Origin of the sequence: Virgibacillus proomii (assembly GCF_900162615.1) — a bacterium.
GTDB classification, from domain to species: Bacteria; Bacillota; Bacilli; order Bacillales; family Amphibacillaceae; genus Virgibacillus; species Virgibacillus proomii.
Genome location: NZ_FUFN01000010.1, coordinates 2,485,587 through 2,510,001 on the forward strand (window position 1 = coordinate 2,485,587; position 24,415 = coordinate 2,510,001).

The 24,415-nt window shown below is 36.8% G+C and carries 20 protein-coding genes; 6 read left to right on the forward strand and 14 right to left on the reverse strand.

All coding sequences use genetic code 11. From position 1 onward, the window contains the following. Positions 1-93: 93 nt before the first annotated feature. From trxA to zapA, 11 genes are all read right to left on the reverse strand, one after another. The gene (gene trxA / locus BN1066_RS19020) at positions 94-408 is read right to left on the reverse strand and encodes a thioredoxin (protein ID WP_077321297.1); all 315 of its coding nucleotides are present in this window, start codon (positions 406-408) and stop codon (positions 94-96) included. A 204-nt stretch (positions 409-612) separates the two neighbouring features. After that, positions 613-1,587 carry an electron transfer flavoprotein subunit alpha/FixB family protein gene (locus BN1066_RS19025; RefSeq protein ID WP_077321298.1) on the reverse strand — a complete coding sequence of 325 codons (975 nt, stop codon included), beginning with the start codon at positions 1,585-1,587 and terminating at the stop codon, positions 613-615. A 27-nt stretch (positions 1,588-1,614) separates the two neighbouring features. Next, complete coding sequence (locus BN1066_RS19030) at positions 1,615-2,388, reverse strand: electron transfer flavoprotein subunit beta/FixA family protein (RefSeq protein WP_077321299.1); 774 nt, start codon at positions 2,386-2,388, stop codon at positions 1,615-1,617. Positions 2,389-2,406: 18 nt separating this feature from the next. Then, positions 2,407-3,180 (reverse strand): enoyl-CoA hydratase, encoded by a 774-nt coding sequence (locus tag BN1066_RS19035; protein WP_245799829.1) that lies wholly within the window; start codon positions 3,178-3,180, stop codon positions 2,407-2,409. A gap of 19 nt (positions 3,181-3,199) precedes the next feature. Continuing rightward, entirely contained in the window at positions 3,200-3,790 is a 591-nt protein-coding gene (locus tag BN1066_RS19040) for a fatty acid metabolism transcriptional regulator FadR (protein WP_077321301.1), read from the reverse strand. 110 nt (positions 3,791-3,900) lie between these two features. Beyond that, positions 3,901-5,598, reverse strand: a complete 1,698-nt coding sequence (locus BN1066_RS19045) for a long-chain-fatty-acid--CoA ligase (RefSeq protein WP_077321302.1) — start codon at positions 5,596-5,598, stop codon at positions 3,901-3,903. A 583-nt stretch (positions 5,599-6,181) separates the two neighbouring features. Next, entirely contained in the window at positions 6,182-6,598 is a 417-nt protein-coding gene (locus BN1066_RS19050; protein ID WP_077321303.1) for a DUF350 domain-containing protein, read from the reverse strand. A gap of 22 nt (positions 6,599-6,620) precedes the next feature. Continuing rightward, on the reverse strand, positions 6,621-8,963 hold the full coding sequence (locus BN1066_RS19055) for an endonuclease MutS2 (RefSeq protein WP_077321304.1): 2,343 nt from the start codon (positions 8,961-8,963) through the stop codon (positions 6,621-6,623). Positions 8,964-8,999: 36 nt separating this feature from the next. Then, complete coding sequence (gene polX, locus BN1066_RS19060) at positions 9,000-10,718, reverse strand: DNA polymerase/3'-5' exonuclease PolX (RefSeq protein WP_077321305.1); 1,719 nt, start codon at positions 10,716-10,718, stop codon at positions 9,000-9,002. 619 nt (positions 10,719-11,337) lie between these two features. Beyond that, entirely contained in the window at positions 11,338-11,901 is a 564-nt protein-coding gene (locus BN1066_RS19065) for a CvpA family protein (RefSeq protein WP_077321306.1), read from the reverse strand. Positions 11,902-11,922: 21 nt separating this feature from the next. Then, positions 11,923-12,186: a cell division protein ZapA gene (zapA, locus tag BN1066_RS19070; RefSeq protein WP_077321307.1), complete on the reverse strand. Its 264-nt coding sequence runs from the start codon at positions 12,184-12,186 to the stop codon at positions 11,923-11,925. A 239-nt stretch (positions 12,187-12,425) separates the two neighbouring features. Here zapA and rnhC point away from each other — a divergent pair, with 239 nt between their 5' ends. Beyond that, positions 12,426-13,361 carry a ribonuclease HIII gene (gene rnhC, locus BN1066_RS19075; RefSeq protein ID WP_077321308.1) on the forward strand — a complete coding sequence of 312 codons (936 nt, stop codon included), beginning with the start codon at positions 12,426-12,428 and terminating at the stop codon, positions 13,359-13,361. A 157-nt stretch (positions 13,362-13,518) separates the two neighbouring features. On the opposite strand, the gene pheT is transcribed toward rnhC, so the two are convergent. From pheT to BN1066_RS19090, 3 genes are all read right to left on the reverse strand, one after another. Continuing rightward, positions 13,519-15,945, reverse strand: coding sequence for a phenylalanine--tRNA ligase subunit beta (gene pheT / locus BN1066_RS19080; RefSeq protein ID WP_077321309.1), 2,427 nt, complete (start codon positions 15,943-15,945; stop codon positions 13,519-13,521). A 14-nt stretch (positions 15,946-15,959) separates the two neighbouring features. Then, positions 15,960-16,994, reverse strand: coding sequence for a phenylalanine--tRNA ligase subunit alpha (gene pheS, locus BN1066_RS19085; protein ID WP_077321310.1), 1,035 nt, complete (start codon positions 16,992-16,994; stop codon positions 15,960-15,962). A gap of 903 nt (positions 16,995-17,897) precedes the next feature. Continuing rightward, a complete protein-coding gene (locus tag BN1066_RS19090) occupies positions 17,898-18,635 on the reverse strand; it encodes a TrmH family RNA methyltransferase (RefSeq protein WP_077321554.1) in 738 nt (245 codons plus the stop codon). Between the two features lie 114 nt (positions 18,636-18,749). On the opposite strand from BN1066_RS19090, the gene sspI reads away from it, so the two are divergent. The 5 genes from sspI to BN1066_RS19115 all read left to right on the forward strand — a co-directional run bounded on the left by sspI (position 18,750) and on the right by BN1066_RS19115 (position 24,376). Further along, complete coding sequence (sspI, locus tag BN1066_RS19095; protein WP_077321311.1) at positions 18,750-18,971, forward strand: small acid-soluble spore protein SspI; 222 nt, start codon at positions 18,750-18,752, stop codon at positions 18,969-18,971. A gap of 784 nt (positions 18,972-19,755) precedes the next feature. After that, positions 19,756-21,330, forward strand: coding sequence for a DUF6583 family protein (locus tag BN1066_RS19100; RefSeq protein WP_077321312.1), 1,575 nt, complete (start codon positions 19,756-19,758; stop codon positions 21,328-21,330). A gap of 43 nt (positions 21,331-21,373) precedes the next feature. Further along, positions 21,374-22,597 (forward strand): ABC transporter permease, encoded by a 1,224-nt coding sequence (locus tag BN1066_RS19105; RefSeq protein WP_077321313.1) that lies wholly within the window; start codon positions 21,374-21,376, stop codon positions 22,595-22,597. Then, on the forward strand, positions 22,594-23,712 hold the full coding sequence (locus tag BN1066_RS19110; protein ID WP_077321314.1) for an ABC transporter permease: 1,119 nt from the start codon (positions 22,594-22,596) through the stop codon (positions 23,710-23,712). Before BN1066_RS19105 ends, BN1066_RS19110 begins: the two co-directional genes overlap by 4 nt. Then, positions 23,705-24,376, forward strand: a complete 672-nt coding sequence (locus BN1066_RS19115; protein ID WP_077321315.1) for an ABC transporter ATP-binding protein — start codon at positions 23,705-23,707, stop codon at positions 24,374-24,376. The genes BN1066_RS19110 and BN1066_RS19115 overlap by 8 nt, the downstream gene beginning before the upstream one ends. Positions 24,377-24,415 lie beyond the last annotated feature (39 nt).

The following is a 24,415-nucleotide window of genomic DNA, read 5'->3' on the forward strand; positions in this document are numbered from 1 at the left end:
TTTAGCATGTACTTCGATTCTACACCTTTAGAAAATCCCTTGTTACATGAAGCAACAAGGGATTTTAAATCATACTTCTAGTATAGCATTTTTTTAAGCATGTTTGTTAATTAGATCAACTAGTGCTTCTTTTGGCTGAAAACCAATAACTTGATCAACTACTTGACCGTCTTTAAATAATAGCAGTGTTGGAATACTCATAACTCCAAACTTTCCGGCTGTTTCTTGATTTTCATCAACATCCAACTTCACAATTTGCACTTTATCTGACATTTCACCATCAATTTCTTCTAAAACAGGTGCAATCATTTTACAAGGTCCACACCAGGGTGCCCAAAAATCTACTAATACCAAGCCTTCTGCTGTTTCTTTAGCAAAAGTTTGATCCGTTGCATTTATAATTGCCATTGATTATTCCTCCTCTTAAAAGCTATCATGCTTATTGATGAGTATATCATCGTTTTCCTATGCTTCCTAATATTTTGCTCTACTATATCATCTCACAAATAAAAAAATCAATTCATTAGCATTTGCTCCCATAATAACACCCTTATATGTAATAAACGGAGAGGGAATGTGACCGCTCTCCATCATTTAAAACAGGACGCTTTTTTACACCGTTACCTTTTTAAACTCTTCGATTAATAATGGAATTATTTCGAATAAATCGCCTACAATACCATAGTCGGCAATATTAAAAATCGTTGCCTCCGGATCTTTATTGATCGCTACAATAATTTTTGAGTTCGACATACCGGCAAGATGCTGAATAGCTCCAGATATACCTACTGCTATATATAAGTCAGGTGTAACCACTTTTCCAGTCTGACCAATTTGTAAAGAATAATCACAATATTCAGCGTCACATGCCCCACGAGATGCGCCGACAGCTCCGCCTAACACTTCTGCCAACTCATACAATGGTTTAAAACCATCTGCGCTTTTTACTCCTCTTCCACCAGCAACAATCACATTAGCTTCTGAAAGATCAACGCCCTCGGAAGCTTTCCGTACGACATCTTTAATAATGGTACGGATATCGGTAATATCTACACTTTTAGCTGTTACATCACCAGATCTTGATTCATCTTTTTCTAAAGCCGGTATATTATTTGGACGAATCGTAAAAAAGGTTAGACCTTCAGTAATAACCTTGCGTTCAAACGCTTTCCCTGAATAAATCGGCCGAATAAACCGAGGACGATCCTCATTTGCTTCTATGTCTACTGCATCTGAGATTAAACCTGTTTCGAGCTTAGCAGCCAGCTTTGGTGTAAGGTCTTTACCAATTGCAGTGTGACCCATGACAATACCATTCGGCGATTCTTCCTTAATAACTGCCATAACTGCTTGCCCATAGCCTTCGGAGGTATAATTTTTTAAATTTTCATGTGCTACCGTAATCACACGATCTGCACCGTAGTGAACCATTTCCTCTCCTAAAGAACTAAGTTCACCGTCCCCGCAAATAACTCCTACTATCTCAGCATCCGGATTAACCTTTTTCGCAGCTGCAATCGCTTCAAAAGATACATTCCGTAATGCTCCGTCTTTCATTTCCCCAATTACTAAATATTTATCGTTCACGTCGATTACTCCTCCCTGTCAAAAATATTACAGTACCTTTGCTTCATTTTTTAATAAAGAAACAAGTTCTTGCACCTGTTGTTGTGGATCCCCCTCAAGCATTTTACCCGCTTCTTTTTCAGGCGGTAAAAAGACGTCAACCGTTTTTGTCTTTGCTTCCACATCATCTTCATCTAAATCAAGATCATCTATTTCCAATTCCTCTAATGGTTTCTTTTTCGCTTTCATAATCCCCGGTAATGAAGGATAGCGTGGCTCATTTAAGCCTTGTTGACACGTTACTAAAAGCGGAAGTGAAGTTTCTACAATCTCCACATCCCCTTCTACATCCTTTTCAATGGTCACAGTTTCTCCAGCAATCTTTAAATTTGTAATCGTTGTCACATAAGGGATACGTAAAGCCTCTGCAAGCCGAGGTCCTACCTGTCCACTTGCTTCATCAATTGCTACATTTCCAGCAAGAATTAAATCCACTTTCTTATCAGCAAAGAAAGCTTCCAAAATCTTAGCAGTTGTATATTGATCTCCTTCTTCTAAATCGTCTTCCGTATTGATAAGTACTGCTTTATCTGCCCCCATTGCTAAAGCAGTGCGCAATTGTTTCTCGGAATCTTCATCACCAACTGTGACAACAGTAACCTCCCCTCCATGTTCATCACGCTGCTTAATAGCTTCTTCAACAGCATATTCATCATATGGGTTAATAATGAACTCGGCACCGTCATCTTCAATATGACCCTGGGATATATTTATTTTTTCTTCTGTATCAAACGTCTTTTTTAGTAATACATAAATATCCATCATTGTTCCTCCTTAAGTTTACTTATCCTGGAAGTTTGGTTTGCGTTTTTCTATAAATGCTTGGACGCCTTCCTTCGCATCATCTGAACCAAATATTTGCCCAAAGGCCTCTCTTTCCTTCGCTACTCCCTCTATAAATTGACTGGTCTTTGCATAAGGAATTAGTTGCATTACTTGATTAATCGTCCATTTACTTTTTTCCACAATTTTCTGTGCTAAGCGTTTAGCTTCTTCCTCTAACTCCCCCTCTTCAACTACTTTATTAGCTAAACCATAAGTATATGCTTTCTCTCCACTAATTGGCTCACCTGTCAAGATCATTTCATATGCTTTTGCTGATCCAACATAATGTGGCAGCCGCTGTGTTCCTGCGAAACCAGGGATAATTCCTAACGTGATTTCAGGTAATCCTAATTTTGCTGATGCTGTTACAATTCGCATGTGGCAAGCCATTGCCAGTTCCAATCCCCCGCCTAACGCAGCCCCGTGAATTGCAGCAATAACAGGAATAGAAAATTGCTCGATACGATCGAACAAATCTTGTCCTCGCTTCGCTAACGTTTCATAGTCAGAAGCCTGCTGAAGGGAGGTAAACTCTTTTATATCTGCTCCTGCAGAAAAAAACTTTCCTTCCCCTTTTAAAACAATTGCCTTTATACTGGAATCTGCCTCCATCTCGTCTAGTTTTTTTGCCAAGTCATTTAATAGAGTACTAGATAGAGCATTGGCGGGTGGGCTTTGAATCGTTAAATAAGCTATCGACTCTTCTCGTTTCAAGGCTAAGGTTGACACAAATTTCATCCTCCTCTTGTTAATTTTTCTCTGAAGTAATTCCCTCGGTTAATAAGGTGTGAACTTCTAGAGCCTGCTGTACTAAATTATACTTGCGCTCCTTCATCACCCAATTTGTAACCGTTTCATCTAGTGTACCAAAAATCATCTGTCGTACAAGGGTAATATTCAATTTATTGCGAAAAATCTTTTCTTCTATCCCTTCTTGAATGATGGAATCAATGACAGCTAAATATGGTTTCAACACTTTATTGATTTGAATGCGTAAGGCAGGGTTAGATTGTCTTAGCTCCAATTGGGTAACGACTGCCAAATGCGGATCTTCACTAAGCTGACGAAAATGCATTTGAATAAGCACATAAAGCTTGTCATTTGCATTATCCTTCTTCTTAATTTCATCACTGATGCGATTGATAAATTGTCCCATTTTTTCTTCAAAAACAGAAATCAAGATATCTTCCTTATTTTTAAAATATAGATAGATTGTACCATCCGCTACACCAGCTTTTTTTGCTATTTTTGATACTTGTGATGCATGATAGCCATTTTCTGCGATAACTTGTACAGCTGCTTCGATAATTTGGTTGTATTTAGGCTTATTTTTTTTCATCGTTCTCTCCTATATACTTAATAATGAATGATTGTTCATTCATTATTTTATCTTCTTTTATTTGTTCTGTCAATATACCTTGTATCATTATAGCAAAAAAGAGGGCTAACTTAATTGGTATTCACTTTATCGTTTATTTTTTCTCTTTCTTCTTCTACTAATTTTCTGCGTAAAATTTTTCCGACAGCCGTTTTTGGTAGTTCATCACGGAATTCATAAATACGCGGTACTTTATACGCAGCTAAATGTTTACGACAATATGTGTTTAAATCGGACTCTGTTACGGAATGACCATCTTTTAGCACAATATATGCTTTTACCGTCTCTCCGCGATATGGATCAGGAACGCCGGCAACTACTGCCTCTTGAACAGCCTCATGCTCATATAACACTTCTTCTACTTCACGTGGGTAGATATTATATCCACCAGCAATAATCATATCCTTTTTACGATCAACTACATAAAAGTAGCCGTCTTCTGTCTGATACCCAAGATCGCCTGTCAATAACCAGCCATCACGTAATACTTGATCGGTTTCTTCTGGATTATTCCAGTAACCTTTCATGACTTGCGGTCCTTTGACAGCAATTTCTCCAACTTCACCAATCGGCACTTCTTCCATTGTCTCCGCCTGAACAATTTTAGCATCCGTATCCGGCCATGGTACTCCAATACTCCCATTTCTTCGTTCGTGCCAAACAAAATTAGCATGGGTTACTGGCGAAGTTTCTGTTAAACCGTAACCTTCTACTAATTTACCCCCTGTGACCTTTTCAAATTGTTCTTGAACCTCAACCGGAAGTGGAGCAGAACCGCTAATACAAGCCTCAATGGAGGATAGGTCATAATTAGCTAATTTAGGGTGGTTTAATAATGCGACATAAATAGTCGGAGCCCCCGGAAACAATGTGGGTTTTAGCTTATCTATCGTCTTTAAAACCTCTGTTGCATCAAATTTCGGGAGTAAGATCATCATGGCGCCAATCATAATCGAGTTATTCATAACAGCTGTCATGCCGTAAACGTGGAAAAATGGTAAAACTCCGAGTATAATTTCCTCTCCACGTTTTGTTTTATAAATCCAAGCATTGCACATTTGTACATTGGAAACTAAATTATAATGTGTGAGCATCACACCTTTTGGATTCCCTGTCGTTCCACCAGTATATTGAAGTAAAGCTAGATCTTCTTTCGGATCAATCGCTACTTTTTCATAAGCTGCTTGAGCGGTATCCATGATATAGTCCCATACATGGGTAGTTTCTTCTTGTTCTACTTTTACAACCATATTGTACTGTTTCTTTTGAATATATGGGTAAATAAGGTTTTTTGGAAATGGTAAATAGTCCTTTATACTTGCTACAATGATATGCTTAAGATCGGTATTATTTTTTACATTTGTAACTCTCGGTAATAAAATATCTAAACATACGATGAACGCGGTACCGGAATCATTCAGCTGATATTCCAGCTCTCTTTCTTTATATAGCGGATTCGTTTGGATAACAATTCCACCCGCCATTAGTGCACCATAATAGGCGATAACAGCCTGTGGGCAATTAGGAAGCATAATCGCAATGCGGTCTCCTTTTTCCAAGCCCATCTGCTGTAAATAATTTGCCATCTTCGCCGCTTGTGTATAGATTTCTCCATAGGTTAACTCTTTGCCCATAAAATGAAGCGCTTTCTTTTTTGGGAACTTTTCAGCGCTTTCTAATAAAAATGCGTGAAGTGGCTTTTCGTCATAAGCGATTGACGTCTTTATCTCTGGTGGATAATGCTGGTGCCAACTTCTTTTACCTTCCATCCTTTTTCCTCCCTTTTGGTATAGTTATTACCATTATACCGATTAATCACTATTTTTTGAAATATTATATAACTTTTTTTAGAAAAACTTGGCTTGTCGCTAAGAATTTATAGCGAAAGCTATTGTTTCTTTATACGATAAAGTGAAACTTCATTCAGTAGGAGTTTTCTTCCCTCTCCTACTGAATGTTAGTACCACAAGGGTATGACCTAAAGCCCTTGAACCAATCGGGCATTTAGGTGCCGTTTTTTGCCACTTAGACTCTTTTGTATCAACTAAAGGCTCTTGAAGCAGGAGTCTTACGGCACCTTACATGCGGGATAAAGACTAAAGTTTCATACTTTCCTATAGTGTTAAAAAACTTGGCAAAACATGCAAATTTAAAAGGAAGATAAGATGAATGAATAATTTCATAAAAGAAACTTCACCACGACTCTTATCTGACTTTTAAAATCACCCGCCAAGTTTTTAAGATCAATTTATCATCTACCAAATAAGCCAAGCTACACCTACTACAAAGAAGATAATAGCAACAACCGTTAAGATCTTTGCCAGTCGTTCTAAAACCACTAAATCTCCTCCCCTATAAAATGCTCGCACCAATGACGAAAGCTAAACCAATAGAAATAATCATGGAAATAAAACCAACCGCCTTATTTCCATTTCCAATTTCTTCATCGACTTTAATAACCGGAGTTAAAAACTCAAAAATGAAATAGCCAATAAGCAACAATACAAAACCAAAGACCCCCCAGCCAATACTTTGCAATAAGGTATCATTATGTTCAATGGAATAACGAAAAATAATGGCGATACCAAAAATTTTTCCTCCTGTTGCCATTGCGACAGCAAAATTACCTTTTTTAATTTCTTCCCAATTTCGATAGGATGTAACAATTTCTAAAATAGCAAGAAACACCAACGTACATAGAATGACTACACTATATCTAGCTGTTGTTTCAACAACTATATTTTCCCAAAAACTCGTTCCTATTACCATTACATTCACCTCTTAGCTATATCTATTTCAAGCGAATGACAGTTACACCACTGCCGCCTTCTCCAGATTCTCCCGGTCGTGAATCTGCAATTCTTGGGTGCTGCTTTACATATTCCTGCACTCCTTTTCGTAAAGCGCCTGTACCTTTACCATGGATAATAGAAACGCGAGAGTAACCAGCTAGTAGTACATCATCAATATATTTTTCTAACTTTAATAACGCATCTTCTACTCGCTCTCCACGTAAATCAATCTCTGTTTTCACGTGATAGTTTGCACCTTTAATCGTTGTAATTGGCTGGTGATACGTTTCTTGTTGTTTTCCTATATACTGTAAATCTTTACGGTTTACTTTTACTTTCATAATTCCAACTTGTACCAAATACTCTTTATCATTTATCTTTTCCAGCACAGACCCCTGCTGATTGGCTGTTAGTAACTTAACTTCATCCCCAGGGTGAAGCTCTTGTTGTCGCTGTTTTTTATCACGTTGATTTCCTGTTTGTTGAGCAGTCAGTTTAGGTTCGGCAGCATCAAGCATTTTTTTCGCTTCAATCCACTCATGTTCCTTCCATTTTGTGTCTGTTTTCATGTTACGAAGCTCTCCTACAATTATCTCTGCTTCTTCTCGAGCTTTTTCAATCGCTTTAGCTGCTTTTTCTTCTGCTCTTTTATATAGTAATTCTCGTTTATTTTCCCATTGATCCCATGCTGCCTGTAAATCACGATGGATTTTTTCTGCCTCTATTAAAAGCTCATGTGCTTTTTTATACTCTTTTTCTGCATTGATTTGCGATTTTTCCAAAGAAGTGATCATATTTTCTACACTTTTTGAATCCATTCCGATATATGATGTAGCTTGCTCGATTAATCGGTCGGGCAAACCTAATCGTTTCGAAATTTCAAACGCATTACTTCGTCCAGGAACACCTAACAATAGGCGATAAGTTGGCCTTAGTGTTTGTACATCAAATTCTACGGAAGCATTCACCACTTGCTTTCGATTATACCCATATGCTTTTAATTCAGGATAATGCGTTGTCGCAATGACACGTGCTTGACGATGAATGACCTCATCTAGAATGGCCATCGCAAGCGCAGCCCCTTCTTGCGGATCAGTCCCAGAACCTAATTCATCAAACAATACGAGCGTGTCTTCATCTATATGCCTTAAAATTTCTACAATCGTGGTCATATGTGAGGAAAACGTACTTAAATTTTGTTCAATGGATTGCTCATCTCCGATATCTGCATAGACATGTTTAAAGACAGCTAATTCACATCCGTCTTGTGCGGGTACTTGCAAGCCGGCTTGTGCCATCAGCGTACAAAGTCCCACCATCTTTAATGTAACGGTTTTCCCACCTGTATTTGGACCGGTAATCACAATTGCTGTAAATTCTTTACCAATCTCAATATCATTTGCCACAACCTGATTTGGATCAATCAATGGATGACGCGCTTGTTTCATATTGATTATTCCGTTATTATTTATCTTTGGCATAGACGCTTTCATGGACTGACCCAGTTTGGCACGTGCAAACATACCATCTAGCTTGGCGAGAACTTGTACATTCTGTTCTAAATGTATTTCTTCATTGGCGATTTGTGCACTCAGGTCTCTTAATATTCGGTTCATTTCTTGTTTTTCTTTTGCTGTTGCTTCTTGGAGTTGGTTATTTAAATCCACAACTGCTTTCGGTTCCATAAATAACGTCTGCCCAGAAGCTGATTGGTCATGAACAATCCCGCCAATGGCACCTCGATATTCTTGTTTTACCGGAAGAACATAACGATCATTACGGATTGTAATAATTGCATCGGATAGTTTATTTGCTTGTGTCTTAATAAAACTGTCTAACCTGTCTCTTACTCTGCTTTCAAGCATCCGAATGGAGGAACGAATTCCACGTAACTTTTCGGAAGCACTATCCATAATATGACCATGATCATCAATACAACTATTAATTTGCTGTTCTAATTCTCGTAATGGGGCGATCTGCTCTACGAAGGAACGGATTATTGGTAAATCCTCCTCTAAATTCTCTATAAATACTTTTGCTCTTCTCCCACCGTAAATCGTACTGGAAACATCCATACATTCTGTCGTTGAAAGTACACCGCCAATGGCAGCTCGTTTTATGCTAGTACGAATATCAACAATTCCGCCTAAGGGTAGTGTTTTATTCAGACGTTGAACGTGTACCGCTTCATCTGTTTCCTTTTGCAGCTGCTTAACTTCCTCTATATTTATCGATGGCTTAACCTGTTTGGTTAGCTCTTTACCGATTGTTGTTTCCGCATAGCTTGTCAAACGCTCAATAATTTTATCAAACTCAAGTACGCGAAGCATACGTTCGTTCATGTAAATGACTCCTTTAAAATGCTTTCCATCACTCTATTATTTATTACGATTAAAATAATCTTTTAATGCTTGCACAGACCACGTATTCATCACCGTTTCTTTTTTTATCCAACCTTTTCTGGCAATGCCAACACCATACTTCATATGTTCTAACATCTGATAATTATGAGCATCTGTATTAATGGCTAATGTAACACCTGCAGCTTGTGCTTTTTTCGCCCATTCATACGATAAGTCCAACCGATTTGGGTTTGCATTGATTTCCAAAGCTGTATTCGTTGCTTTTGCTTTTTCAATTAGTTTATCTACGTTAACTTGATAACCAGGGCGTCTGCCAATTAACCTTCCTGTTGGATGAGCAATTAACGAAACATAAGGATTTTCTAATGCTGCTTCTAAACGATACATAATTTGCTCTTCGGTTTGATTAAAACTGGAATGAATCGAAGCAATGACAAAGTCAAGTTCCTTAAGAAATGTATCCGAAAAGTCGAGCTTTCCATCAGGAAGTATATCCATCTCTACTCCTGTAAAAATATGAATATCCGGGTATTTTTCATTTAAATTAGCAATTTCTTCACATTGTTTCCGCAGTCTGGTTTCATTAAGTCCATTCGCTACTCTTAAAAACTTAGAATGATCCGTAATGGCGATAAAATCATATGATTTGTTTCTCGCCTGCACAACCATTTCCTCTAATGATTGCGCGCCATCACTCCATGTGGTATGCATATGGAAATCGCCTTTTATATCTTGGAGCTCAATTAGCCGATAAGGTTTTTTAAATATTTCTGTTTCTCCTGTATTTTCTCTTACTTCAGGCGGAATGTAATGTAAGTCAAAATGGTTAAAGAATTCCTCTTCTGTCATAAAGGTGATTACTTCACCCGTCTCTTCGTTTTCAACACCATACTCATTAATCTTTTCTCCTTGTGCTTTAGCTAATTGACGCATCGCTACATTATGCTCTTTAGAGCCAGTAAAGTGATGTAAGGTTGTCGCAAACTCTTCCTTCTTCACAATCCGAAAGTCTACATTGATATCGTAAACATCTTCTATAACAATGGATATCTTTGTTTCGCCTTTAGCAATAACCTCTTTGCTATTTTCTATTGATAATAACGCATCTCGTACAGCTTCAGGTTCATCTGTGGCAATAATAAAATCAAGATCTTTTATCGTTTCTTTCATTCTTCGCAAGCTTCCTGCTCGGGAAAAACGATCAATTTCTTCTATTTTTTTCAAATAGCTCTCAAGTCTTTCAGCGATTGGTAGCATCATAGCAATAGGTAAACGTGCGGGACGCTTTCCTGCTTCATTCAAAGCAGCTAAGATGTTTTCCACTGTTTTTTTCCCAAACCCCGGCAGTTCCTCAACCTTTCCTTGCTCACAAGCATGCTTTAAGGTTTCAGCATCCGTTACTCCGAGCTCTTGGTAAAGTTTTGCTAATTTCTTTCCACCTAGTCCAGGGAGCTCTAATAATGGAATTAAACCATTTGGTACTTGTTTTTCAAGTTCTGATAACGTTTGTGATTCCCCTGTTTGTATATATTCTTGAATAACAGCATTTGTTCCTTTTCCTATTCCTTTTATTTTCGTAAAATCATGAATATCATCGAGAGAACGGTTATCCCTTTCTAAAGCTTGTGCAGCTTTACGGTAAGCGCTGATCTTAAATGGATTTTCTCCTTGTAATTCAAGATATATTGCTATTTTCTCCATTAACCGAATGACATCTTTTTTATTAATCCCCATATACTCTCACCCTATTTGTATATCATTGATAAAGTTCTACACAACTACATCATACCTATAGTATATCAATAAATCTTAGCAGCATCTGTAAACAAACCTCCTGCGTTATTTTACAAGTCTCTAAGTTTTTATCCCGCCTGTAAGGTGCCGTAAGTCTCACACTTTTAAGCCTAAGCTGATACAAAAGTATTTAAGTGGGAGAAAACGGCACCTAAAGGCCCGATTCGTTCATCTAACATTTCTTGTAAAAGCTCCAAGAAATGAAGTTTCACTTTATCCCGCCTGTAAGGTAACCGTAAGTCTCACACTTTTAAGCCTAAGCTGGTACAAAAGAATCTAAGTGGGAGAAAACGGCACCTAAAGGCCCGATTCGTTCATCTAACATTTCTTGTAAAAGCTCCAAGAAATGAAGTATCACTTTATACAGTTGAGCCGCTTACTTACTTTGTCCTTAGAAAAACATGGCTTATGGCCAAGTCCTTGGCGAAAGCCGTAGTTTTTCTTATACTATAAACCATAGAAATTTATACTTTCCTATAGTGTAAAAAAGACTGATCCGATTCAGTTAATAATTGTATGCTTCATACAATACACCTGATAATACGAATCAGCCCTTTGTTCAAGTTTGTAAATTTTGGAATACACCTGCCATATTTGTTAGCCAAAGCTCTTTGATTTTTTCCGATAGAAAAGGTGTATGTTCAATGATGAATAAAGCAACTGTTGAATCATTAACCCATGATTGGACTTGCGCAACCGGAATTAACGCGGCAATGTAAAGCACGATAAAAAGCAGCAAATATATTTCAAGAAAGCCCAATATAGCTCCAAGCAGCTTATTAATGGAGTTTAAAACAGGCAATGATGCTACAAAGTCAAGCATGGATGCAATAATTTGCAATACAATTTTAACAGCTAAAAAAATGAGGAAAAACGCAATCGCATTATAGAAGCCCTTCTCAAGCGGCAAGTTTTGTAAAAAATCAGCCCACTTCCCACTCTCCCCCAAATCTGGATAAGGAATCCATAATGACAGTTGTGGACCCAGCTCATCGTAGTAGAGTGCTGCAACTACAAATGCAGCAATAAAACCGATGAGATGGAATAATTGCAAGATAAATCCTCTTTTTAGTCCTCTTAAAAAACCGAACAACAATATAAGTAACAATAATATACTAATCATAGACGGTGTTCCTCTTTCTAGTTAGTCTTTCTCTTTCCTCTTCATGGAACCCAATAAAGAGGCATAGTCTTCTTTTAACTTCAAATAATCATTCATTGTATTTATAGCGGTTAAAACAGCCAACCTCGTTGTATCTAACTGTCGATTTGCTTCATGAATTTCAGTCATTTTCTGATCGACTAAACTGGCTACTAATTTAATATGACTTTGTGGTTCTGTGCCGATAATCGTATAGGTTCGATTGTGTATTTCTACAGTTGTACGTGTTTTTTCATCCTGGGTCACGTGTTAATCCTCCCCAAATAAGAAAAATTGTTCACCTTATCTTAACATGAAGTGAGACATTTAGGAAACTATCCATTACTGTCATGAATGATTCCCAATTTTCTGTTAGCTATTTGCTCTACTGACTGATTTACTATAGTATAAAGGAATGTGACAGTTTGTAAACAACGAATTTATTCAACCGGGCAAAAGTTAATGGTTACCGTGAAATTGAACAGTAAAGATTGGAGAGAAATAGGATGTCTCAGCTTGTTTATAAATTTTCTGCAAATAAGATACAGCAGATGAAAGAATTTTATACTTCTTTCTCTTTGGCTCCACCACCAGGAGCAATATTCCGGGCAAAGACGAAAGATGCAGTGATTACTGCCTACAAATCAGGAAAAGTGTTATTCCAGGGCAGCTCACCTGAAAAGGAAGCAGCAAATTGGCTTGATGAAGCGCAAAGAGTGGAATCAAAAGCTAAAACAATAAAGCAAAAACCAAATCATTCCTACGTTCCAAGCCCTGACTTATTCAACCAAAACCATATTGGAACAGATGAAGCCGGTACAGGCGATTATTTCGGCCCTATTACGGTAGCTGGTGTGTATCTTACAGAAACAAATATGGTTCAACTGAAATCGGAGGGTGTAACAGATTCAAAAGCATTAACTGATAAAAAAATTCGTGAATTGGCCAATACCATTTTAACAAGGAAAATTCCTTATGCTTCAGCCATTCTGCATAATAAAAAATACAATGCATTGCAAAAGCAAGGGTGGTCACAAGGAAAAATGAAAGCAATGCTTCATCACCACGTGATTCGTCAGTTATTAAATAAAATTGGCGATACACCTAACCAAGGTATCATTATTGATCAATTTTGTGAACCGGCTGTTTATCAAAAATATTTAATGTCTGAAAAACAAACGTTGGCTCCTTCAACCTTTTTTTTAACAAAAGCTGAAAGTTATTCAACAGCCGTTGCAGCAGCATCTATTTTAGCTCGTGCCAGTTTTTTAAACCAAATGGATAAACTCTCCAAACAATTAGGGTTAGAACTGCCAAAAGGTGCTGCTCCAAAGGTAGACCGTATCATTGCAAAAATTATAATCGAGTATGGTGCAGACATATTGGATTCTTATGCAAAGGTTCATTTTAAAAATACAAAAAAAGCTTACGCATATTTGTAACTATAGTATTAACTTAGTTAAGTGGCGTTTATATGGTTATACTTATTTCCTTGAAAAGACAGCAAATCACAATTGTTGAATTGCTGTCTTTGTTATTGGGATGATCACAAACTAAAGCCACTAGATGCAGGTTGCTCGTTAGTCGAAAGCTTCGTCTTTAAGAACGAATATACGCTTGATATTTTTCTTTTACAGCGTCAATGATGTGATCATAGGAAGCTTGGATTTCATCATCCGTTAATGTTTTTTCAGGATGTTGATAAACAATATGATAGGCAACCGACTTCTTCCCTACTTCTAAATTTTCACCTTCATATACATCAAAGACAGAAACATCTTTTACCAGTGGTTTTCCAACTTCTTCAATTACTTTTTTAATATCATCTGCCAAAATGCTTTGATCAATTACAAAAGCAATATCCCGACCAATCGAAGGATATTTTGGAACTTCTTGATAAGATGTTACAGGTTTATAGGCAGCCAACAGTCCTTCTAAGTTGATATCAAAAACATACGTTTCTTTTAAATCCCATTGGTTTTGGATGCGCGGATGTACTTGCCCTAAAAACCCAATCGTTTTACCTTGTAAATGAAGGGATGCTGTTCTGCCTGGATGCATATCTTTATGCTTGAATGGCTTATACTCCACAGAAAAGCCAAGATAATCAAATAATCTCTCTAAAATTCCTTTTACCACATAAAAATCCACCTGTTTTTTCTCTTGCTGCCACGGATGATGAAGCCAATTTCCAGTAAGTGCTCCAGCCAGACGCAAGCGCTCATCCGGTTGCTTCGTTAAGACGCTCTCTTGTGTAAGAAAAGTTTTACCAATTTCATAATATCCTAAGTCTAGTTGGTTTCTTGCTTTATTATAGGCAAGCACTCGTAAGATTTCTGGTAAAAGACTTAATCGTAAATATTTATGATCTTCGCTCATCGGTAAGGCTAATTGAATTGGCATATAGTTTGCTTCACTAACCTCAGGACTGATTAATTGATCCTTTGTTTCTTCACTGATTAGAGAATACGTACGACTTTCCATCAGTCCCGCACCTTCTAATAATTTTTTAATATTACGAATCAATTGCTGTCTTTCTGTTAATCCGCCTGCTTGACCAACACCATCTGGAAGGGTATAAGGAAGATTATCATACCCATATATTCTTGCCACTTCTTCCAGCATATCCTCGAATATAGCAATGTCACCTCTACGTGTTGGTACATATACAATAAACATAGAATTCTTTTGTTCATAGTTAAACTTTAAGCGTTTCAACACATCTTTTACATCGTCAGTTTGTAAATTTGTTCCTAAACGTCTATTCATCTCATGCATATCCATTTCAACTTGTTTCTCAGAGCGATCAAGCTGATCGAATTCAACAATACCTGATAAAATAGTTGCGCCTGCATATTTTTCCAATAACTCACAAGCACGAATTCCTGCTTCCTTTACTCGATCCGGATCAACTCCTTTTGTGAATCGGGTACTGGATTCGCTGCGTAACCCTGTTGCCTTTACAGCATTGGTCACCACATCACCTGTAAAATATGCAGCTTCTAATAAAACATTTTTCGTAGAATCAGTCACTTCTGTAGACAGTCCACCCATAACTCCAGCTAATGCAATGGGCTCTGTTCCATTCGTGATAACTAAATGATCATGAGACAAAATGCGTTCTTGTTCATCTAAGGTTACCAATACTTCTTTATCCTTTGCACGACGAACAGTGATTTGATCCGAATTCAATTTATCATAATCAAACGCATGTAATGGTTGACCATATTCTAATAATACATAATTCGTTATATCTACAACATTATTAATCGGACGAATTCCTGCAGCAATCAAATAATTACTCATCCATAATGGGGAAGGTTTAATCGTCACATCACGAATAATAAACGCTCCGTAATATGGATTATCTTCGGGTGCTTCCACTCGGACGGAAATAAAATCCTGTGCAGCTTCTTCCGCCATTGTTGGCGCAGGGTTTGGCAACTGTACCGGCTGATCTAAAATAGCAGCAACTTCATAAGCGACACCCAGCATGGATAAACAGTCAGCTCGGTTTGGTGTTAAATCAAATTCTAAAATAGCATCATTCAAGTTTAATAACGATTCTACCGGCTCACCAACCGTCACATCTTCCGGAAATACATAAATTCCATCTGCTGTATCCTTTGGTACATATTTTTCTTCTATTCCTAATTCCTTCAACGAGCAAATCATTCCATTCGATTCAACACCACGCAATTTGGCTTTTTTTATTTTAAAATTTCCTGGAAGTACTGCTCCCGGCTTCGCAACGGCTACTTTTTGTCCTTGAGCTACATTAGGTGCACCACATATAATTTGTAACGTTTCATCTCCAACATCTACTTGACATAAATGAAGCTTATCTGCATTTGGATGTTTTTCACAAGATTCCACATAGCCAACAACTACGTTCTCACTCTTTTCAGCAACATACTCAATACCATCTACTTCAATTCCTGTTTTGGTTATTTTTTCTGCCAATACTTTTGGATCCATATCTTTAATATCCACATAATTTTTTAGCCAATTTAATGATACGAACATATTGATTTTCCTCCCTACGCATTATGATACTGTTTTAAAAAGCGAATATCATTTGTATAAAATTGACGAATGTCTTTTACGCCATATTTAAGCATTGCAATTCGTTCTGGGCCCATACCAAATGCAAAACCACTATAAATATTCGGATCATAGCCGGCCCTAGAAAGCACATTTGGATGCACCATTCCAGCTCCTAGAATTTCAATCCAACCAGACCCTTTACAAATAGAGCAGCCTTTTCCTTGACAAATCTTACAAGAAATATCCATTTCTACCGACGGCTCTGTAAATGGGAAAAAGCTTGGACGTAAGCGAATGTCCCGGTCATTTCCAAACATTTTCTTAGCAAAGATATCTAATACTCCTTTTAAATCACTCATTCGAACATGTTTATCTACATATAAACCTTCAATTTGCGTAAATTGATGGGAGTGAGTTGCATCATCTGTATCCCGACGATACACTTTACCTGGCGAGATCATTTTTACCGGTCTATTTCCTCCATACGCTTCCATTGTTCTTGCTTGTACAGGAGATGTTTGTGTTCGCATTAGCAAATCTTTCGTAATAAAAAATGTGTCCTGCATTTCTCTGGCGGGATGATTTTTCGGTAAATTTAAGGCTTCAAAATTATAGTAATCCGTCTCTACTTCTGGACCTTCCCTTACTTCAAAGCCCATTCCAATAAACAAATCTTCAATCTCTTCCATAATTTTCGTTAATAAATGCGGTCCACCTAATTTTATTGGCCGACCAGGAAGCGTTACATCGATTGCTTCTTGTTCTAATTGTTTTTCTAATGCTATTTGCTCCAATTTTTCTATTTTTTCTTCTAAACTTGCGGTAATTTGTTGACGAACCGCATTAGCTAACTCACCTACAACAGGTCTTTCTTCTTTGGACAATTTGCCCATTCCACGGAGCACACTAGTTAAGGAACCCTTTTTCCCTAAATATGCTACTTTAATATCTTGCAGTTTTTTAATATCTTCTGTTTTATTAATTTTTTCTAATGCTTCTATTTCAATTGCTTTCAATTGATCTTTCATTTTAGACTCCTCCTTCTTATTTTGAAATAATCATAGAATACATCAAGTATTAGAAAAACTTGGCTTGTCGCCTAGTCTCTACACAGATTACTCAGGTATTCATGAAGTATGTGTTTCAAAAAGAGGATAACCAATTTTAAAATATCCTCTTTTACTTAAATGGTTACAACATTAAAGCACCTCTATCTACTTTTTACCCCATAGCAAAGGCTAGAAGCGCTCAGTTAACGACGTACAAACGGCAGATTTTCTGACGTGATTAAAGAAACTTCATTCAAGGAGACTTTTCTCCTTGAAAAAGAAGAACGCTTTTTCTGCGTGCGATGTATCGCTGTCGTGGTTTTTTTGTCCTTGAAAAATCGTGATGCTTAATCAAGAAGTCTTACTTCTCCCTGAAAAGAAAAACACTTTTCTTCGTGCGGTGTATCGCTTCCGAAGCTTTTCTTGTCCTGTTGCCCAAACGAAATGGGGATTTAGGAGCCTTGTTCACTTATCATGGGAAGGAGATCGAAGTTTGCTCGTCATTCGAGCACTTAAGCTAAACAAAGATACTTTTCCAAAAAAATTATCACCATGTACAAACGGATATTGTTTTATAAACAATAAAAAACCTCCTCCCAACAAGGGACGAGGTCTATCATCGCGGTACCACCCTAGTTAACACAAGTATTTACATGTGTTCACCTTTGTAACTGATAACGGAACTATCCGGAATACCTTTACTCATGACTAGAGGTCCAAGTATCTGCTCCAGAGTGAAAGGATAACACCGCTACGATAAAATGCTCTCAGTCTAAGGCATTCTTCCCTGTTAACGTATAATTTGGTAAGTTATCCGGCTCTTTCAACGCTTTACATATAAAGTTACATATATTATAAAGAATTACCCTACAGTTTGCAACATTATGCTTGAAGATAATACATTAAAACCCCTGCTGCTACACTAACATTTAATGATTCTGCCTTGCCGTAAATGGGAATAGTAACGCGTTTATCCGCTAAAGACATTAATTCCTTTTGCACCCCATTTGCTTCATTGCCTAGAATAAGAGCTGTTTTCCGCTCCGGTTTTAGACTTGTATAAACTTCCGCCTTCTCTAATGCAGAAGCCCAAACCGTAAATCCAGCCTCCTGCAATAGCTTTATTTCATCCGGTAAGCTAGCTTGTCGAATTGGAATATGAAATAAAGAGCCTTGTGTGGCTCGAATTGCTTTATCATTAAAAACATCGACTGTTCCATCCCCTAAAATCACTTCAGAAAACCCTGCCGCATCTGCTGTACGAATTATCGTTCCCAAATTGCCCGGATCCTGAATAGCATCAATTAATAAAACAGCACTAGACCAAGTACTAACTAGTTGCTTCATCGCAACAACAGCAGCAACTCCTTGTGGTGTATCCGTTTGTGATAATGCTTGAAATACATTACTTTTTACTGTAATGATTGGTATATCTTTATCCAATAAAGGCGGCTCAACCCCTTCTTGGATTATCATTTCTATTATTGTCCAATTACTTTTAAGTGCCTCTTCCACTAAATGGAAGCCTTCAATTAAAAAAGTTTTTGTTTTCATTCGTTCTTTGCGTTTATGTAATTTCTTCCACATTTTTACTTTATCATTTTTTATTGAAGTAATCATATTTATCATCCTTTACTTCCTTGAAGCTTATCCTAAATAGTATACATATTTCTGCTTAACAAGGTCAAACTAAATTTAAATTACTGGAAAGTTTTATAAAAAGGAGGAGTTCCCTTGGATTTAAATTTACGAAAAGCTATCTTAAGTAACATTGCATCCAATGATCAAGAACAATTAGAGGCAACGATTGTCGACGCAGTAGAAAATGGTGAGGAAAAAATGCTTCCTGGTCTTGGTGTTTTATTTGAATTAATATGGAAACATACCAATGAAGAAGAAAAACAGCTAATGGTTGAAGCACTGGAGCAAGGTGTAAAAGAAGCTACTAATCAATAAAGTCAATCTTCAAATCCCTAGTGGGGGTTTTCTTTTATCCCCCACTGTTGTTAGAATTTAGAAAACTTGGCTTATCGCCAAGTCTTTATGGCAGCTATTTCTCTTATGCTATAGCCTGAAGTTTTATACTTTCCTTTCCTATAGTGGAACTGAATCAAGCATTTGACTTTAGATTTCGTCCCGTACCTTGGGTAGGTCTTACTACCAGTTACATACGGGATAAAGAAAAGGAATAGCCACCGGTCCATCCGGTTTTTAATTACAGGAAACAAGCTTTTGAGCAAAAATCTAGTTAATTCTTAATCACTCTTTCTATGTACATCCCACTATTTAATAATAAGTTACATTTAACCAAACATAACTATTGCCTTTTTAGGATTAACAATGGAGAAACAGCTTAATTTGTAAACGCAGCGGCACGGTCAACTTAAAAAATTCACGACATCATGAACCATAACTAATTTGTAAATACGTTGTAAAGAAAAAACGAACTTAAAAACAGTATTATTGACCTAGCTTAAATAATACAAGAGTCTATAGGTGTAAAAACAATGAATTTTCTTATCCTTCTCTATTGATTTAATAGTCCTTCCTTCCCTTGTTTATTTTAACTTCAAGATAATTAATACATCTTTTAGCTTCCCCTTGTTTGGACAAGATCTGGCACAATTTGACTATATTTTTTCGAAGTGTTATAAACTAAAGAGGTACTTCAATGTAATCCTTTTACTTATTAAATAATACAAATAAGTATGTAGTAACAAAGAGAGAGGGGAAAATGTTTATGGAAGAAACGCAATCTCAGAAAAAAAAGCTGTCGCCAAAAGCACTAATTAGTATTATTATTGCGGCGATACTACTAATCGGTGGTGGTGTGGCAGCATACATTTTTGCAAATGTATCAGATAAACAGAAATATTTCTTAGCAGAAAAAAATACGATGGAATTTATGACTGAACAAATAGAAAAGCGATATGAGCCTGAACTAGATTGGTTAGAGCAATCAAAGGAAAAACCTGTTGAAACAAATTACGAACTGTCAGCAGAATCGAATATGGCGACAGAAGATCTTGGTATGGGAGAAATGGATTTATCCCAATATATTAACAACTCAACTATTTCATTAAAACATGCAGCAGATATGAAAAATAAACAAATGGCTGGGAGATTTCAAGCAGATATTGGCGGCATTAAAGTTGATGGCGTTGAATATTATTTAACTGCAGAACAATTCATGCTTGGCTTACCATTTCTTGATGAATTGCTTTCTGTTAAAGGAAAAAATGTGGGTAATCTACTGTATCAATTAGATCCGACGACATATACAGGTGAAGAAAACATTGATTTTGGTACTTTTTTTGAAGGCTCACTCTCTGAAGAAGATGTCGAATATATAAAAAAAGAATATGGCGAAATGATTTATGACCAACTTTCTGATGAGGCATTTAAATCAGAAGACGAAACAATTAAAGTTCATGATCAATCTTTAGATACAGAAAAAATCACGATGAAATTAAGTGAAAAAAAGCTGAAAGAAATGCTTAAGGAAACTGTCGAAAAATTACAATCAGATGATAAGCTAAAAGATCTTATCCGCAAACAATTAGAACTACAAGCAATGGGTAGTTCAGCACTTGATAGTGACATCGATCAAGTACTGAAGGAATTTGATACATCCTTAAAAGAAGCAAAGGATGGAATAGATAATCTACACATTCCAAATGGTTTAACATCAACGATTTGGGTACATGACGACGTTATTGCCCAGCGTGATTTTAGTGTAAAACTAGGGCCTGATAAAGATCAGCTTGTTACGTTTAGTATAAAGGGAACACATCTCCTAAAAGAGGAAAAGCAACAATTTAACCTTGACTTTGGTTTTGAAGATTCAAATAACCAAGATAAAATGAATGTAACAGGAGATCTATCTTGGAAAGATGAGAAAGCTAAAGATTCTATTAAACTAACAATTGAAGATCTTACCCTCTCCTATGATGGTAAAGAATCATTAAAAGATGGGAAACGAGATTTTGAAAGGACGTTCAGTTTAAAAGACCCTGATGGTGAAAGTGGTAGTATTATTTGGAGTGGTTCATCTACTTATAAAGATGATAAAATGAATGCTGATCACAGCTTTGCATTTGCACCCGCTGTGGATAGCCAGCATCTATTTTCGCTACACGCTGCTGTTGATGGAAAAACTATGGATAGCGTGAAAATCCCGAAAGATGATCAAACAAAAGATCTAGGAGCAATGCAGGCGGAAGAGTTAATGCAATACTTTGAAACAGAGGTTGGACCTAAGTTTGAAGGTTGGTTAGTTGAGTTGCTGTCAGCTAGTGGCAATCTGGCATCTTAGGCAAACAGCTAAATAATTCGATGGAATGGAAGTGCCCCCCTTTATGCATTTCGCAAGAATAACTTTACTATTAATTAAAAATAATGTATTGCAGCTCAGGAGGAAGTGGCTAACACTTCCTCTTGTTTTGCTATTTCCCTTTATCATTATTGGCTTATTAGCTACGATTATCGTAACATTCGTTACTCCAAACGAACGGTCTCCGATTCAAGTAGGTCTCGTTAATTTGGATCAATCAAAGGAAACAAAGCTTCTGGTTGATATGATGGATGAGGCTTCTCAACTTGGAACTTACATTCAATTAAGTGCCATGGATGAAACAGTAGCAATTGAGAAGTTAGAAACAGATGAACTCAGTACATATATCGTATTTCCAGAAGGCTTTACAGCGAATCTTTACCAGGGAATTCCCGTAACCTTACCGATTATTGGTAACCCCAATCAACCGATTCAAAGTCAAATGGTAAAAACACTAATCGAAAGTGTAACCAGACATATTCGAGCTTCTCAAGCAAATGTATTAACCATTAACAACTATGCGAAACAACTTCCTATTAATGATCAAGAGCGAAATGATCTGGTATTTGAACAATTTAAGGAGTTTGTTTTTTATACGATCGGCAGGAAACAACTTTTCCAGGAAGAGAAAATTATTAATCAAGCTACAGCGAATCCAATTTCATACTATAGTTTAGCAAGTTGGTTTATCATTTTTACGATCTGGCTGTTAATCATTTATAATTTCCTATATCAAGATTTGTCACCACGACTAAAACAACGTCTAACTTTATATGGCGTTCATCCTTTACAGCAAATCCTTGCCAAGTTATTGGTTACCCTTGGCTTTGTTACGATAATAAGCTACTTTTTCTTATTCTTGGTCATTGAATTATTCCATTGGGATATTCATCTGATGGATTCAATAAGGATAATTATCGTTACAATCTTATATAGTACTTGCTTTCTATTTAGTATTGCAATGGTTGAAGTGCTTATTGCTTCTCATCGATTACGTTTACTAACACAAATTGGCTTTACGATGATGGTTCTATTATTAAGTGGTGCGCTTTTCCCGACGATTTATCTACCTTTGAATGTACAGAATCTATTAAGCTACATCTTTTCATCTGAAGCGCTGTACTGGCTCCAAGAAGTAGTATTAAACGATCGCTTATTTGTTGACTACATTCCTTTACTTACAATGACCGGGGGAGGATTTTTTCTTCTTTTAAGCATGGCACTAGGAAAGGAGCGCATCTGTCAATGAAAGCTATTATCCAAACTCGCTTCTTACATTGGAAACATCAATTTCCTGCTTTGCTATTTTGGCTGGTCTTACCCATAGGGGTTATACTTGGTTTTAACTATGCTGTAACAGCTATTCAAGCAGACAGCAAAGTTCCTGTGGGAATTGTAATAGAGGACAAGTCAACTACAGCTAGAGAACTGGTGGATAAAATGAACGAAGCTCCATTTATCCGTGTTAAGCAATTGGATAAAGAGCAAGCATTGCAGCAATTGGAAAAACATGAATTAGATAGTGTATTTATTATTAAGGAAGGCTATGAGAAACAAGTTAACAGCGGTAGTCGTAATCGTTTACTAACAAGCTATCAATCGGATTTATCTTTTGCCTATACACCTGTATCGGAAATGATTGCTTCCTTTGTACAAAAAGATACTGGTCGTGCTAAAACCGCTTATACTATTCTACAATTAGAAGAGCAATTGACGACGAATACGCATTGGAATATAGAAGAAATCATTACAACAAGCAAAGAAATAGAAGCAGAGCAAGATTTATTAAAAGCTAGTTTTCAATTTAAAGGCCAAGCAAAAACCAATGAAACGAATTTAAAATTATGGGATCATTGGGGATTATGGGCATTATTTTCCACCTTGGCAACTTTTTTCTTATTTGACTGGCTAGTAAAGGAAACTCGTTCTTCCGTGCGGACCCGTTTTGCATTTATTCGTTTTTCTTATAAAACATATGCTTTATTAAATCTTCTAGTATATACAGTCTTGTTGTTCGTTATCGATTTAGCAGCTGCTTTTATCTTTTCTTATGTCTTTGGAGAAGCCATTAATCTTTCACGAATTGCTGCAATCGTTTCATTCCGACTCATGATTAACGGATTCGCTTTTTTGCTTGCAATAAGCATGAAACAAATTGTTGCGTATTATAGCTTATCACTCGTAATTACATTGTTGCTTGCATTAACGAGTGGAGCCATTATTCCAATAGATGGATTGCCATTTTTAAGTGTGCTTCATCCCCTTGTACCATTTCTAAATGGAATATTTCACAATATTTGGCTATACATGGTCGTACTAATTATTTGTTTATGGTATGGAAGAAAGGAGAACCAATATGCTTAAAGTGGACAATATTACAAAGGCTTATCATAAAAAGCCAATTATTACAAACCTTTCTTTTACCGTTCAACCAGGTGAAATCATTGGCTTAGTAGGAGAAAATGGTGCGGGAAAATCTACTTTATTACAAATGCTCGCTACGTTACAGCCGCCGACTGTAGGAAATATTTGTTTATACGATTGGACTTATAAAAAAAATCGGAAGCAAGTACGACGTCATATCGGTTTTGTCCCACAGGATATCGCGATTTGGGAAAACTTCACGGTAAGAGAAAATATGTTGTTTTTTGAGAAATTATCTTGGAAAAAGAAGTCAGAAAAACAATTGGAACAGCTATGCCTTGATATGAATTTAGACAGGTGGAATGACAAGGTACAAACATTGTCAGGAGGAATGAAACGAAAGTTGAATTTAGCAATCAGTCTTATTCATGATCCGGACCTTCTTCTATTAGATGAGCCGACTGTAGGAATTGATTTAAAATCTAAAAAAGAGATTAGCTTCTACTTGCAAAAATTAGCTATAGATAACCAAAAAATGATCGTCTATACTTCCCATGATATGGATGAAATAAAGGGATTATGTACACGTGTGCTCTGTATTGGCAAAGATCCATTCTATAAAGATCTGTTACAACAGGCTGGGAAAGAGATTGCAAGTTTTTAAAAACATGATTGCGAAAAAACGAGAATATAGTAAAATAGT

Coding starts and splice junctions, on each gene's coding strand:
- trxA (WP_077321297.1), bottom strand. CDS start 408: ATGGCAATTATAAATGCAACGGATCAAACTTTTGCTAAAGAAACAGCA.
- BN1066_RS19030 (WP_077321299.1), bottom strand. CDS start 2,388: ATGGATATTTATGTATTACTAAAAAAGACGTTTGATACAGAAGAAAAA.
- BN1066_RS19040 (WP_077321301.1), bottom strand. CDS start 3,790: ATGAAAAAAAATAAGCCTAAATACAACCAAATTATCGAAGCAGCTGTA.
- BN1066_RS19045 (WP_077321302.1), bottom strand. CDS start 5,598: ATGGAAGGTAAAAGAAGTTGGCACCAGCATTATCCACCAGAGATAAAG.
- BN1066_RS19050 (WP_077321303.1), bottom strand. CDS start 6,598: ATGGTAATAGGAACGAGTTTTTGGGAAAATATAGTTGTTGAAACAACA.
- BN1066_RS19055 (WP_077321304.1), bottom strand. CDS start 8,963: ATGAACGAACGTATGCTTCGCGTACTTGAGTTTGATAAAATTATTGAG.
- polX (WP_077321305.1), bottom strand. CDS start 10,718: ATGGGGATTAATAAAAAAGATGTCATTCGGTTAATGGAGAAAATAGCA.
- BN1066_RS19065 (WP_077321306.1), bottom strand. CDS start 11,901: ATGATTAGTATATTATTGTTACTTATATTGTTGTTCGGTTTTTTAAGA.
- rnhC (WP_077321308.1), top strand. CDS start 12,426: ATGTCTCAGCTTGTTTATAAATTTTCTGCAAATAAGATACAGCAGATG.
- pheT (WP_077321309.1), bottom strand. CDS start 15,945: ATGTTCGTATCATTAAATTGGCTAAAAAATTATGTGGATATTAAAGAT.
- pheS (WP_077321310.1), bottom strand. CDS start 16,994: ATGAAAGATCAATTGAAAGCAATTGAAATAGAAGCATTAGAAAAAATT.
- BN1066_RS19090 (WP_077321554.1), bottom strand. CDS start 18,635: ATGATTACTTCAATAAAAAATGATAAAGTAAAAATGTGGAAGAAATTA.
- BN1066_RS19100 (WP_077321312.1), top strand. CDS start 19,756: ATGGAAGAAACGCAATCTCAGAAAAAAAAGCTGTCGCCAAAAGCACTA.
- BN1066_RS19105 (WP_077321313.1), top strand. CDS start 21,374: ATGCATTTCGCAAGAATAACTTTACTATTAATTAAAAATAATGTATTG.
- BN1066_RS19110 (WP_077321314.1), top strand. CDS start 22,594: ATGAAAGCTATTATCCAAACTCGCTTCTTACATTGGAAACATCAATTT.
- BN1066_RS19115 (WP_077321315.1), top strand. CDS start 23,705: ATGCTTAAAGTGGACAATATTACAAAGGCTTATCATAAAAAGCCAATT.